This is a genomic window from Mesoterricola sp. JemC181, from assembly GCF_055384585.1.
The window spans coordinates 2,398,378-2,411,456 of record NZ_AP045076.1 but is presented as its reverse complement, the minus strand read 5'-3'; the positions used below and the strand labels follow the sequence as shown (position 1 = coordinate 2,411,456).

Annotated in this window: 9 protein-coding genes; all 9 read right to left on the bottom strand. The window is 69.6% G+C overall.

Translation table 11 applies throughout. The features are described from left to right. Positions 1 to 253: 253 nt before the first annotated feature. Complete coding sequence (gene hypF, locus ACZ5MC_RS10585) at positions 254 to 2,470, bottom strand: carbamoyltransferase HypF (protein WP_464517702.1); 2,217 nt, start codon at positions 2,468 to 2,470, stop codon at positions 254 to 256. A 3-nt stretch (positions 2,471 to 2,473) separates the two neighbouring features. Beyond that, entirely contained in the window at positions 2,474 to 3,223 is a 750-nt protein-coding gene (hypB, locus tag ACZ5MC_RS10580; protein WP_306600308.1) for a hydrogenase nickel incorporation protein HypB, read from the bottom strand. A 53-nt stretch (positions 3,224 to 3,276) separates the two neighbouring features. After that, positions 3,277 to 4,398 (bottom strand): sensor histidine kinase, encoded by a 1,122-nt coding sequence (locus ACZ5MC_RS10575; protein WP_464517701.1) that lies wholly within the window; start codon positions 4,396 to 4,398, stop codon positions 3,277 to 3,279. Between the two features lie 7 nt (positions 4,399 to 4,405). Beyond that, the gene (locus tag ACZ5MC_RS10570; protein ID WP_306600306.1) at positions 4,406 to 6,403 is read right to left on the bottom strand and encodes a [Fe-Fe] hydrogenase large subunit C-terminal domain-containing protein; all 1,998 of its coding nucleotides are present in this window, start codon (positions 6,401 to 6,403) and stop codon (positions 4,406 to 4,408) included. 73 nt (positions 6,404 to 6,476) lie between these two features. Then, a complete protein-coding gene (locus ACZ5MC_RS10565; RefSeq protein ID WP_306600305.1) occupies positions 6,477 to 6,869 on the bottom strand; it encodes a response regulator in 393 nt (130 codons plus the stop codon). Positions 6,870 to 6,881: 12 nt separating this feature from the next. After that, positions 6,882 to 8,603 (bottom strand): NADH-dependent [FeFe] hydrogenase, group A6, encoded by a 1,722-nt coding sequence (locus ACZ5MC_RS10560; RefSeq protein WP_464517700.1) that lies wholly within the window; start codon positions 8,601 to 8,603, stop codon positions 6,882 to 6,884. 12 nt (positions 8,604 to 8,615) lie between these two features. Further along, positions 8,616 to 11,849 (bottom strand): NADH-ubiquinone oxidoreductase-F iron-sulfur binding region domain-containing protein, encoded by a 3,234-nt coding sequence (locus tag ACZ5MC_RS10555; protein ID WP_464517699.1) that lies wholly within the window; start codon positions 11,847 to 11,849, stop codon positions 8,616 to 8,618. After that, positions 11,842 to 12,321 carry an NADH-quinone oxidoreductase subunit NuoE gene (nuoE, locus tag ACZ5MC_RS10550; RefSeq protein ID WP_306600302.1) on the bottom strand — a complete coding sequence of 160 codons (480 nt, stop codon included), beginning with the start codon at positions 12,319 to 12,321 and terminating at the stop codon, positions 11,842 to 11,844. The genes ACZ5MC_RS10555 and nuoE overlap by 8 nt, the downstream gene beginning before the upstream one ends. Further along, positions 12,299 to 12,955 carry a redox-sensing transcriptional repressor Rex gene (locus tag ACZ5MC_RS10545; protein WP_306600300.1) on the bottom strand — a complete coding sequence of 219 codons (657 nt, stop codon included), beginning with the start codon at positions 12,953 to 12,955 and terminating at the stop codon, positions 12,299 to 12,301. The genes nuoE and ACZ5MC_RS10545 overlap by 23 nt, the downstream gene beginning before the upstream one ends. Positions 12,956 to 13,079: the final 124 nt, after the last annotated feature.

The following is a 13,079-nucleotide window of genomic DNA, read 5'->3' as shown; positions in this document are numbered from 1 at the left end:
GGCCCTGGGGCGGCGACTCCTCTGACGGCGTGCCCGCGAACCTGATGCGGAGGCGCCGGCCTCCCGGGGGTGACTCCGGGCCCCCCGGGGGCCTCGGACCTGCTCGGGCATTCCTGGACAAAGGCGTGCCCGGGTGAGCCTGGTCGAATGCATACATGGGAGCCTCCAATCCGCAGAGGGCAAAACCTGCTGGGTCGGAGGGAGGGAATCAAGAACGATGCCAGAGCGGAGGGCCGCCTGGCGATCGGCGCCTTCAGGTGGCCGCGGCCACCGCGGCCTGGCCCAGGGAGATGGCGCCGTCATTGGGCGGGAAGGCTTCCGGGCTGAGCGGCCGGAAGCCGTCCCGGGCCAGGGTCTCCCGCACCAGGGAGGTCAGGAGGGCATTCTGGAAGCAGCCCCCGGTGAGAAGGACCTGCTCCTTCCCCGCCGCCCGGGCCATGGCCAGGGCCAGGTCGGCCAAGGCCCGGTGGAACCGCCTGGCGCAGCGCTCCGGGGCCACGCCCCGGGCCCGGTCGCCCAGGAGGGCCGCCACCAGGGGGGCCGGGTCGGCCACCAGGACCGGGCCCGTTCCCAGGCCCCAGGGGTAGGTGCCGGGGTCGTCCGACGCCAGGGCCGCGAACTCCAGCGCCGCCGCGGCCTGCCCCTCGAAGCCCCGCGCGGACCGGACGCCCGCGAGGGCCGCCACCGCGTCGAAGAGCCGCCCGACGCTGGAGGTGCGGGGGCTGTTCACGCCCCGCTCCAGCATGGACCGGACCACGGCCAGGTCGCCGAAGGCCTCCCCTCCGTCCAGGGTCCCCGTGGCCTCCCACAGGAGACCCAGGGCGCTGCGGCCCGGATCCCGCGCGGCCCGGTCGCCCCCGGGCAGGGGGAAGGGCTTGAGGTGGGCGGTGCGGGTGAAGGCGCCGCCATCCGCCAGCAGGCCCTCGCCTCCCCACAGGGCGCCGTCGGAGCCCAGGCCCGTGCCGTCCCAGGCCAGGCCGGACAGGGGCCCTTCCAGACCCAGCTCCGCCGCCAGGGCCGCCACGTGGGCATGGTGGTGCTGCACCCGCACCAGGGGCCGGCCCCAGGCACGGGCCAGGCGCTCCCCGAGCCGGGTGGAGGCGTAGTCGGGGTGGAGGTCGCAGGCCAGGACCGCGGGCTCCACCTTGAAGAAGCGCAGGAAGTCCTCCACGGTGCGCTCCAGGAGTTCGGCCCCGTCGGCGGTGTGGAGGTCCCCCAGGTGCTGGCTGACCACGGCCTGGCCCCGGTCCAGGAGGCAGAGGGTGCTCTTCTGGTGGGCCCCCAGGGCCAGCACCGGTGGCCCCCCCAGCGCCACCGGGTGGGCCAGGGGGGCGTAGCCCCGGGCCCGGCGCAGGAGGGTGGGACCGTGGGCGTCCACGCGCACCACGGAGTCGTCCACGGGGCGGAGGATGGGCCGGTCGTGGCCCAGGAAGAGGTCGGCGATGCCCCCCAGGCGCTCCAGGGCGTCGGCCTCCGTGTGGCACATGGGCTCGTCGGAGAGGTTGCCGCTGGTGCACACCAGGGGCCGCCCCACCCGCGCCAGGAGGAGCCGGTGGAGGGGCGTGTAGGGCAGGAAGGCTCCCAGCCTGGGGTTGCCCGGGGCCACCCCGGGGTCGATGGCCGCGGAGTCCCGCCGGGCCAGGAGGAGGATGGGGGCCTCCGGGGAGGCCAGGAGCGCCCGCTCCAGGGGGGACACGAGGCAGGCCGCCTCCAGGGAGGCCCCGTCCGGGAACATGACCGCGAAGGGCTTCTCCTCGCGCCGCTTGCGTTCCCGGAGGCGGGCCACGGCCGGTCCCGAGGTGGCGTCGGCCAGCAGCTGGTAGCCCCCCAGGCCCTTGAGGGCCAGGATCCGCCCGTCCAGGAGGGCCCGGGCGGCCCCCTCCAGCGGATCCCCCGCCCAGCCCGGAAGGTCGAGGCGGGGCCCGCAGGCGGGGCAGGCCACGGGCTGCGCATGGAAGCGCCTGTTCCCGGGGTCCCCGTACTCCGCCGCGCAGGCCGGGCACAGCGGAAAACCCTTCATGGCCGTGCGGGGCCGGTCGTAGGGGAGGCCTTCGATGATGGTGAAGCGGGGGCCGCAGTAGGTGCAGTTGGTGAAGGGGTAGCCGTGGCGGCGGTCGGCGGGGTCCTCCACCTCCCGGGCGCAGTCGGGGCAGAGGGCCAGGTCCGCGGGGACCGAGGGCCGCGTGTCGCCGCCCCCGTCGCTGGGGCGGATCGTGAAGGTCCCCTCCCCTTCCTCGGGCCGTTCCTCCACGGCGACGCTCCGGATCCGCGCGGGGGCCGGCGCCTCCTTCTCCAGCGCCGCCAGGAAGCCCTCCAGGGCCCCTCCGGGTCCCTCCACCTCCACCACCACCCCGTCGGGGCGGTTCAGCACCCAGCCCCCGAGCCCGCGGTCCCGGGCGATACGATAGATGAAGGGGCGGAAACCCACCCCCTGCACCACCCCCGCGACCCGCACCCGGATCCGGGGCATCCGTCAGGCCCGGGCCAGGGCGTGGCTTTCCACGATCCAGCGGGTCCAGTCCTCCAGGCCCTCCCCCGAGGTGGCCGAGACCCGGATCACCTTGAGCTTCGGGTTCACCTTCAGGGCGTTGGCGACGCACAGCTCCACGTCGAAGGCCAGGTAGGGCAGAAGGTCGATCTTGTTCACCACCAGGACGCCGGAATTGGCGAACATGTCCGGGTACTTGAGGGGCTTGTCCTCGCCTTCCGTGACCGAGAGGATGACCACCTTGTGGGCCTCGCCCAGGTCGAACTCCGCCGGGCACACCAGGTTGCCGACGTTCTCGATGAGCAGGAGGGCCCCCTCGGGCGCGCCCAGCTCGGCCGCGGCGTGGCCCACCATGTGCGCGTCCAGGTGGCAGCCCTTGCCGGTGTTGATCTGGATGGCCGGGGCCCCCGCGGCGCGGATGCGGTCGGCGTCGTTGCTCGTCTGCTGGTCCCCCTCGATGACGGCGATGGGCAGGGTGCCGTTGAGCCTCCGGATGGTCTCCACCAGGAGGGTCGTCTTGCCGGAACCCGGGCTGGACACGAGGTTCAGGGCGAAGATCCCCCGCTCCTCGAACCAGGCGCGGTTGTCGGCGGCCAGGGCGTTGTTCTTGGCCAGGAGGTCGCGCTCGACGACCACGCGCCGGCGCACCCCGGGGGCGGGATGGGCGTGGTCATGGGCGTGGGGCTTGCCGCCGATGGTGGTCCCGTCTCCGCCGCAGCCGCAGGTGGTGCACATGGTCCCTCCCTTACCTGGTTGGAAACTACCGCACCCGGGCCCGGATTGGAAGCCTACTTGCGGAGCGAAACCGTGAACGTGCTCCCGTGGTCGGGTTCGCTCTGGACCTCCACCCTGCCCCCGTAGAGGCTGGCGAGCCGCTTCAGGATGGACAGCCCCAGGCCCGAGCCCAGGATGTTCCGGGTCTTCTCGTTCTTGATCCGGCTGAACTCCCCGAACAGCCTGCCCAGATCCTCCTTGCCGATGCCGATGCCGGTGTCGTGCACCGCCACGCGCACCTCCTCGGGGCCGTCCTCGATCTCCACGGTGACCGAGCCGCCCTCGTGGTTGTATTTGATGGCGTTGGACACCAGGTTGTTGAACATCATCTCCAGCTCGCCGGGGTCGGCCTGGAGCAGCACCTTGCCGGGGGGGCAGAACAGGAGGTTCACGTGCCTCTCGGCGGCCAGGGACTGGAAGGTCTCCAGGCTCTGGGTGGCCGCTGCGCAGATGTCGGTCTCCGCGAGCGTCCGCAGTTTCTGGCCGGACTCGATGCGGGTGAGGTCCAGGAGGTCCATGATGAGCTTGCGCATGCCGTCCAGGCGAAGGATCGACCGGTCGAGGAGATGGTCGTAGCCGCCGATTTCGTCTCCCGCGGCGTGGTCCCGGAGGATCCGCAGGTTGCCCTCCACCGCGGCCAGGGGCGACTTCAGCTCGTGGGCCAGCACCGACAGGAACTCGAAGCGGATCTGCTTGCGCTCCCCGGCGAGCTTGCGGGCCTGGGCCTGGATCATGTAGTGCTTGGCGGTCTTGTGGATGGCGGCCTTCACCTCGATGGGGGTGAAGGGCTTGGCCAGGAAGTCGAAGGCCCCGATCTTGGTGGCCTGCACCGCGGTCTCCAGGCTGGCGTAGGCCGTGATCATCACGATCAGGGCCTCGGTCTTGGCCTCCATGAGCGCCTGGAGCACGTCCAGCCCGGACATGCCGGGCAGCTTGTAGTCCAGGAGGATGATCTGGGGCGGGTCCTTGGCCGCGGCCTCCAGGGCGGCCTCGCCGGAATCGGCCGTGGAGATGCGGAAGTCCACGTCCACCTCGATGTCCTCGAAGCTCGTGGCGTAGGCCTTCAGGGCGCGCTCGATGGAGAGCCGCATGCCCAGCTCGTCGTCCACCACCAGGAGGTGCAGGGTCTCGTGCATAGGTCCCTCAGTGGGCCAGCGCCCTGGCGGCGCGGGGAAGCTTGACGCGGAAGGTGGTGCCCAGGGGCCCGGCCTCGGGGTCGGGGTTGGACTCCACCGAGATGTCGCCCCGGTGGAGCTTGACGATGCCGTAGACCACCGGCAGCCCCAGCCCGGTGCCCTTGCCCATGAGCTTGGTGGTGAAGAAGGGCTCGAACATCTTGTTGAGGTTGTCCTTGGGGATGCCGATGCCGGTGTCCTTGACCTCGATGATCAGCCACTGGTCGTCGGCGCGGGTGGCGATCTGGAGCCGCCCCCCCTCGGGCATGGCGTCGAAGGCGTTGCCCACCAGGTTCACGAACACCTGGATCATCTGGTCCCGGTCCAGCTCCACCATGGGGCTGCCGTCGGTGTGGAGGGTCTCCACCGTCACGCCCGGAGGCACCGGCAGGTTGGCCAGGGAGGTCTGGATCACCTCCCGGATGTCGTTGAGGTTGTGGGCCACCTTGTTCTGCCGGGCGAAGTCCAGGAGGCCCGCGACGATGCGCTTGCAGCGGTTGGCCTGCTCCGCGATCATCTGCAGGTCGTCCCGCAGGGGGGAGGTCTTCTCGCACTCGTCCAGAAGGAGGTGGGTGTACATGAGCACCACGCCCAGCGGGTTGTTGATCTCGTGGGCCACGCCCGCGGCCAGCTGGCCCATGCTGGCCAGGCGCTCCGAGTGCATCAGGGTCTCCTGGGTGGAGGCCAGCTTCTCGTTGGCGTGGCTGAGCTTGCGGATGGTGTTGAGGTTGTCGTCGATGACGAACGGAAGGCACATCTCGCTCTCGGCGAAGCCCCTGCCGATGGCCAGGGCGTGCTCGCGGCAGGTGTGGTAGCCGCAGGCCCCGCAGTTCAGCTCGTGGGCCTCCGAGTACTTGCCCATGCGCTGCATGATGGCGTGGAGCTCGGTGGGGTTCATGGGCTCCAGGCGCTGGTCGTTGGCGGTGAACTTCCGGGTCAGGTCCAGGCTCTGGAAGCGGTCCACGTTGCGCTGCCAGAGTTCGGTGTCGAGCATGGTGGCCCGGAAGCGGCTGTAGTGGCTCACCCGGGCGCGGCGCTTGAAGAGCGTCTCCTGGGTGCTCAGGCCCGGTCCCGCGATGCAGCCGTTGCAGCTCAGCAGCTCCACGAGCCGGGCCTCCATGGTCCCGGTGGCGAACTCCTCCAGGACCGAGGTGAAGCCCTCGATGCCGTCGGTGGCCACCACCTCGTTGGCCACCAGGTCCTCGGGGATGCTGGCGGCCTGCAGGAAACCGCGGGTGACGGGGAACAGGCTGCCCAGGTTGGGGTGGGGCGGATCGAAGTCCCCGGGCACGCAGTCCTCGATCCTGAGGTCGTTGCGCTGGGCCAGCTTGCGCAGCTCCCGGAAGGTGATGGCGACGTCGGGGGCGCCCTCGATGTCCGGGTCGCAGGCCTCGGCCTTCTTGGCCACGCAGGGGCCGACGAAGACCACCTTGATGCCCGGATGCAGGACGCGAAGCACCCGGCTCATGGCCACCATGGGGCTGACGATGGGCGAGAGGTTGGGGATGAGCTCGGGGTGGTAGCGCTCCACGAACCCCACCACCGCGGGGCACGTGGTGGCGATGTACTGGGCCCTGGGGTTCAGGATCATCAGCTGGCGGTACTGCTCGGCCACCAGGTCCGCCCCGAAGGCCACCTCGGCCACCAGGGAGAACCCGAGCTTGCGGACCATCCCGACCAGCACCCTGAAGTCCATTTCCGCCTGGAACTCCACCGGGAAGGAGGGCGCCAGGATGGCGGCCACGGGCTGGCCCGACCCGAGCAGCTCCTCCACCTCCTTCACGGTCGAGACGATGCGCTTGGCCTTCTGGGTGCAGACCCGGATGCAGTTGCCGCACCCGATGCAGCGCTCGGCCACCACCTCGGCCTGGCTCTTGGTGATGCGGATGGCCTTGGCGGGGCAGGTGCGCACGCAGGTGTAGCAGATGCGGCAGCGGTTCTTGAGGGTCCTGACGAAACCGCGCACGGCGGAACCTTCGACCGGCTCTCCTGGGCGTCCAGGGTCCATCTCGGGTTCCGCCATGGCCGGTGCCTCCGCGTCAGAGTTTCATCAGTCTCCGGGCCTCGGCCCGGAGCTGCTCGGGCCTGACCGGCTTGTCCATCACCAGGTCCGCCTTGACCCAGGAGGCGGCCTCGTCGGACTGGGGGTGGAAGTCGAGGCCGGTGGCGGCCTTGACGGCGGTGAGCAGGATCACGGGAGTCTCGGGATAAAGGCGTTTCACATGGTGGCACAGCACGAACCCCGAATCCATGTTCTCCATCATCAGGTCCAGGACCGCCAGGTCGGGGATGGTGGCAAGGAGCGCCTCCTCCCCCTCCTTCTGGCCCTGGGCCTTGATGACGTGGTAGCCCTCCGATGCGAGCACGAAGGCCACCTGCTCGAGCAGGTCGATGTCGTCGTCGACTACAAGGACGTTCTTCTTCTCGGTCATGGACATCGCTCCCTATTGCAGGACTTCGCGTTTCTGGTACTTGGTGTGGAGCAGCTGGTGGCTCAGGTGGCCCAGGGGCTTGCCCAGGAACTCCGTGTAGAGCCGCTGCACCTGGCTGTTGCGGTGGCTGACCCGCAGGGTGTCGGTCTTGTCGATGGTGTAGAGCGCGGCCATGCGGGCCTTCACGGACTCCAGGTCGGCCTTGAGGGGCTGGCCGCCGCCGTTGATGCACCCGCCCGGGCAGGTCATGACCTCCACGAAGTGCAGGTCGCTGCGTCCGGTCTTGATCTCGTCCATGAGCCTTCTCGCCTGGCCCAGGCTGGAGACCACGGCGGCGCCCACTTCCAGGTCGCCCACCTTCACCCGCAGCTCCTTGCTGCCCTTCATGCCCCGCAGGTCCTGGATCCGGTACTCCTTCATCTCGTCGCCCGTGAGGAGGAAGAAGGCGCTGCGCACCGCCGCCTCCATGACGCCGCCCGAGGCCCCGAAGAGCTTGCCGGCGCTGGAGCGCTCCCCGAAGGGGGTGTCGGCGCCCTCGGGCTCCAGGGTGCCGGGATCGACGCCCTTGATGCGGAAGAGCTCGGCCAGTTCCCGGGTGGTGAGCACGTAGTCGACGTCGGGCACGTAGTCCCGGCCCATCTCGGTCCGGGCGCACTCGAACTTCTTGGCGGTGCACGGCATGATCGAGACGCTGACGATGTCCTTGGGATCCAGGTTCTCGCGCTTCGCGAAGAAGGTCTTGATCACCGCGCCCATCATCTGCTGCGGGCTCTTGCAGGTGGAGACGTTGGGCAGGAGCTCGGGGTAGAACTGCTCCACGAACTTGATCCAGCCCGGGGAGCAGCTGGTGAACATGGGCAGCGGGCCGCCCTCGGTGATGCGCTGGATGAGTTCGCTGCCCTCCTCCATGATGGTGAGGTCGGCGGTGAACGACGTGTCGAAAACGCGCTTGAAGCCCACCCGGCGCAGGGCGGCCACCATCTGGCCGTCGATGTCGGTGCCCGGCTTGAAGCCGAACTCCTCGGCGATGGACACCGAGACGGCCGGGGCGTGCTGCACCACCACGGTCTTGCCGGGGTCGGCCAGCACCCGCATGACCTCGTCCACGTAGCTGCGCTCGGTGAGCGCGGCGGTGGGGCACACCAGGATGCACTGGCCGCAGTTGATGCAGCAGCTCACGTTCATGCCTTCGTCGAAGGCGGTGCCCACGAAGGCCTTGGAGCCGCGGTTGATGAAGTCGATGGCCGAGACGCCCTGCACCTCCTCGCAGACCCGCACGCACTTGCCGCAGAGGATGCACTTCTCGGGGTCCCTCACGATGGAGGGGCTGGAGATGTCCTTCTCCTTGCGCTTGCGCAGGCCCCGGAACACCCGGTTGCGGATGCCGTGCTCCCGGGCCAGGTCGGACAGGTCGCACTTGCCGTTCCGGGCGCAGTAGAGGCAGTCGTCGGGGTGGTTCGAGAGCAGCAGCTCCACGATGGCCTTGCGGGTCTTCAGGACCGTGGGGGTGCTGGTGTGGATCCTCATCCCCTCGGCCGCGGGGAAGGAGCACGCCGGCACGAGGCCGGGGGCGCCCTCCACCTCCACGACGCACATGCGGCAGGTGCCCGAGGGCAGCAGGCCCTCCATGTGGCAGATGGTGGGGACGTGGATCCCGCCGCGCTTGAGCGCCTGCAGGATGGTGTCCCCCTTCTTGGCTTCCAGTTTCTGTCCGTTCGCTTCAATGGCTAGCATCGGTGACTCCGTCTAGACCGGTTGGGTGAATTCGATGTCGCAGCGCAGGCAGCGACGGGCTTCGCAAAGGGCGCGCTCCTCGGTGAGGCACAGGTCCACCTCCCGGAAGTTCCCGCAGCGCTCGGCCACGGGCAGGTGCTCCGGGTGGGCCCGTCCGGGTCCCTCGCCCTCCTCCTCGTCGGTGGAGAAGGGCGGCACGTAGACCGTCGGCAGCGCCACCCTGGGCAGGGCCCTGAGCTGGCGCCCCGTGAGCTGCCGGTCGATCATCACCGCGGCGTTCTTGCCCGCGGCCACGGCCTCGATGACGGTGCTGGGCCCGGTCACCACGTCGCCGCCCCCGAAGACCCGCTTCTGGGAGGTGATGTAGGACTCGGGGTTGATCACCAGCCCGCCCCAGGACTTCACCTTGAAGCCCTCCAGGGCGCCGGTCTCGGGCTCCTCGGAGATGGCCACCACCAGGGTGTCCAGCTCGGCCGTGAACTCGCTGCCCGGGATGGGCACGGGCCGGGCGCGCCCGCTCTCGTCCTTGTCGCCCAGTTCGTTGCGCAGGAACTCGATGCCCTTGAGGACGCCGTCCTCCGCCTTCACGGCCAGCGGCGTGACCAGGGTCTCCAGGCGGATGCCCTCCTCCAGCGCGGCCTCGATCTCCTCCTGGTAGGCGGGCATCTCGTTGCGGGTGCGGCGGTAGTAGACCGTCACGTCCGTCACGTCCTTCTGGCGGATGGCGACCCGGGCCGCGTCCAGGGCGCTGTTGCCGCCCCCGATGATGCCCACGCGGCCCCTGCCCAGGGACTCGCCGTGGAGGTTGAAGGCCTTGAGGAACCGGATGCCGGGGAGGATCCCCTTGGCGTCGTCGCCCGGAAGTCCCAGGCGCTTGCTCTGGTGGGCGCCCAGGGCCAGGTAGACGGCCTGGTACCCTTCCTCCTTCAGGCTCTGCACCGTGAAGTCCCTGCCCATGGCCTTGTTCAGCTCGAGGGTGACGTTCTCGTTGATGAGGCTGTCGATCTCGGCGTTGAGGACGTTGCGGGGCAGGCGGTAGCTGGGGATGCCCGCCACCAGCATGCCTCCGGGGCGGTGCTCGCGCTCGAAGACGGTGACCTTGTAGCCCTTCATGCCCAGGGCGTGGGCGGCCGTGAGGCCCGCGGGCCCCGCGCCCACCACCGCCACCCGGGGCGCGCCCGGCTTGGCGGGCCTGGCGGACATCTTGAAGACCTTGGGATCCACGCGGTCCACCACGAACCGCTTGAGGTCGCGGATGGCGATGGGATCGCCGCCGGTGGTGCCGCAGCGGCAGCCGGCCTCGCAGGGGTGGTTGCAGACGCGCGCGCACACCGAGGGGAAGGGATTGGCGCCGCGGATGGCCTGGTAGGCGTCGTCGTATTCCCCGAGGGCCACGTGGGCCACGTACTTCCACACTTCCGTGCCCACGGGGCACCCGGCCTGGCAGGGCGCGCCCACCAGCTCCCGGCAGGCCCCGGCGGGGCAGCGGCGCTCGTAGATGTGGGCCTCGTACTCGTCCCGGAACCACTTCAGGGTCGACAGCACCGGGTTGGGCGCCGTCTGGCCCAGCCCGCAGAGGCTGCTCTTCTGGATGGCCTCGCCCAGCTCCTTGAGCACCATGACCCCGCGCACCCGCAGGAGGGCGTCGAGGCCCTCCTCGGCCCGGCGGTTCTGGGTGATGGCCTGGAGGATGTCCAGCATCTGCTTGGTACCCTCCCGGCAGGGGATGCACTTGCCGCAGCTCTCGCTCTGGATGAACTCCATGAAGAACTTGGCCAGGTCCACCATGCAGGTGTTCTCGTCCATGACCACCAGGCCGCCGGAGCCCATGATGGCGCCGAAGGACTTCAGTTCCTCGTAGTCGCAGGCCACGTCCATCTGGGGCTCGGGGATGCAGCCCCCGGAGGGCCCGCCGATCTGCACGGCCTTGGCCTTCTTGCCGTTGGGGATGCCGCCGCCCACGGCGAAGACCACGTCGCGGATCTTCGTGCCCATGGGCACTTCCACCAGGCCCGTGCGCCGGACCATGCCCGACAGGGCGAAGACCTTGGTGCCCTTGCTGCCCGCCGTGCCCAGGGCCGCGAAGGCCTCGGGCCCGTTCTGCATGATGGTCGGCACGTTGGCGAAGGTCTCCACGTTGTTGATGACCGTGGGCTTGCCGAAGACGCCGGACTGGATGGGATAGGGGGGCCGGGGCCGCGGCATGCCGCGCTTGCCCTCGATGGAGTGGATGAGGGCGGTCTCCTCGCCGCACACGAAGGCGCCGGCGCCCATCTTGATGATGATGTCCAGGCTGAAGCCGCTGCCCAGGATGTTCTCGCCCAAAAGCCCGTAGGCCTTGGCCTGGGCCATGGCGATCTTCAGGTTCTCGATGGCCAGGGGGTACTCGGCCCGGATGTAGATGTAGGCCCTGGAGGCGCCGATGGCGTAGCAGCCCGTGACCATGCCCTCCAGGAGGCGGTGGGGATCGCTCTCGCACACCGCGCGGTCCATGAAGGCGCCGGGGTCGCCCTCGTCGGCGTTGCAGATCATGTACTTCTGGTCGCCCGGCGAGGCCAGGGCCATCTGCCACTTGCGGCCGGTGGGGAAGCCCGCCCCGCCCCTGCCCCGCAGCCCCGAGGCCAGCACGTCGTCCACCACCTCCTGGCGGGTCCGGGTCGTGAGGGTCTTGTGCAGGGCGGAGTAGCCGCCCCGGGCGATGTACTCGTCGATGGACCGGAAGTCGAGGAGGCCGGAGTTGGCCAGCACCCAGCGCTTCTGGAGGGCCAGGAAGGGATGCTCGGCCAGGGGCCTGACCTTGGGCCAGGACTCGAGCCCTTCGGCGGGGAAGTCGCCCAGGACCCAGTCCAAGGGCATGCGGCCCGCGAAGAACCCGTCCAGGAGCGCGTCCACCTTGTCGGCGGTGATGGAGGAGAAGCTCACCCGCGCCTTGCCCGGCACCTGGATGTCCACCAGGGGCTCCTCGGAGCACAGGCCGATGCAGCCCACTTCCTTGATGTCGGCGTCCATCCCCTTGGCCGCGCACCAGTCGCGGACCTTGGCGAGGGTCTTGCCGGCCCCGGCGCCCAGGCCGCAGGTGCCCGCGCCCACGAAGATCACGGGCCTTTCGACCCACTCCCGGCGCAGGCCGGCGATGAGGTTCTCGACGCCTTCGCCCTTGAAGGGGCCGTCCTTGAGGGCCGCGAGAAGCGCGGGGGCGGGACGGGCCGGGACGTCCCAGCAGGAGACCTTGGATCCGCTAGACATGGCTGAACTCCTCCGAGCGGCATTCTTCCAGGATGCGCTGCAGCTTCATGGGGGTGACCTTGGCGTGGAACTGGCCGTTGATGTTCACCACCGGCGCCAGGCCGCAGGCTCCCATGCAGGCCACGACCTCCAGGCTGAACAGGCCGTCCCGGCTGGTCTCGCCGGGGGCGATCTTGAGGACCTTCTCCACCATGTCCAGGACGCGCTTGCTGCCCTTGACGTGGCAGGCGGTGCCCCGGCAGACCATCACGTGGAACTTCCCGCGCGGCTGGAACCGGAACATGTTGTAGAAGGTGGCGACCCCGAAGATCTTGCTGGCGGGAAGATCCAGCGCGATGCCCACGCGGGTGATGGCGGCCTTGGACAGGTAGCCTTCCGCTGCCTGGACCTCCTGCAGGATGGGGATGAGATGGTCGCGCCCGGCGTCCGGGTGACCCTCGAGGATGGTCTCAACGCTCTTCATGTCGGCCATTCCGGCGCTCCTTTGAGGGATGAGTGGTGAAGTAGGCGAGCTTTTCCAGGTAGGTGGTGATGACGAGTTCTTCCAGCGCGACGTTCACCGGGACCCGCAGGGCCACCGGCGCGAAATTCAGGATCCCCTTCACGCCCGCGTGCACCAGCTGGTCCGCGGCCCCCTGGGCGCTTGCGGCGGGCACGCAGAGGATGGCCAGCGTGATGCCCTCCCGGGCGATGACGGCCTCCAGGGACTCCATGGGGTGGCACTTCACGCCCGCGTGGACCCGGTTGCACTTGGCGGGGTCGGTGTCGAAGGCCGCCTTGATGCACAGGGTGGAGCGGCTGGCCTCCAGGAAGGAGATGAGGGCCCGGCCCAGGTGCCCGGCGCCCACCACCGCCACCGCGTGGGTGCGGTCCAGGCACAGCGCCAGGTCCAGCTTCTCCATGAGGGCCTCGACCTCGTAGCCGTGGCGGGGGACGCCCTGGGTGCCGATGGCCATGAGGTCCCGGCGCACCTGGGAGTCCGCCGTGCGCATGGCCGCGGCGATCTCGTGCGAGAAGAGGTGGGTGCGGTGCCCCGGCGCCTGTTCCGTCAGGAACGTGCGGTAGCGCGCCAGGCGCTCGACGATCTTCCCCGAAATGAGCTTCATGAAGCCATCCGTGAAAAGTGCTACAACGTGACAGAGTGTTACGATATATTTTAGACTCATCTCAAAAGACCTGGAGATCTTCTGTGTGATCCCGGTCACAAAGAAGACCCAAAGGTCATCAAAT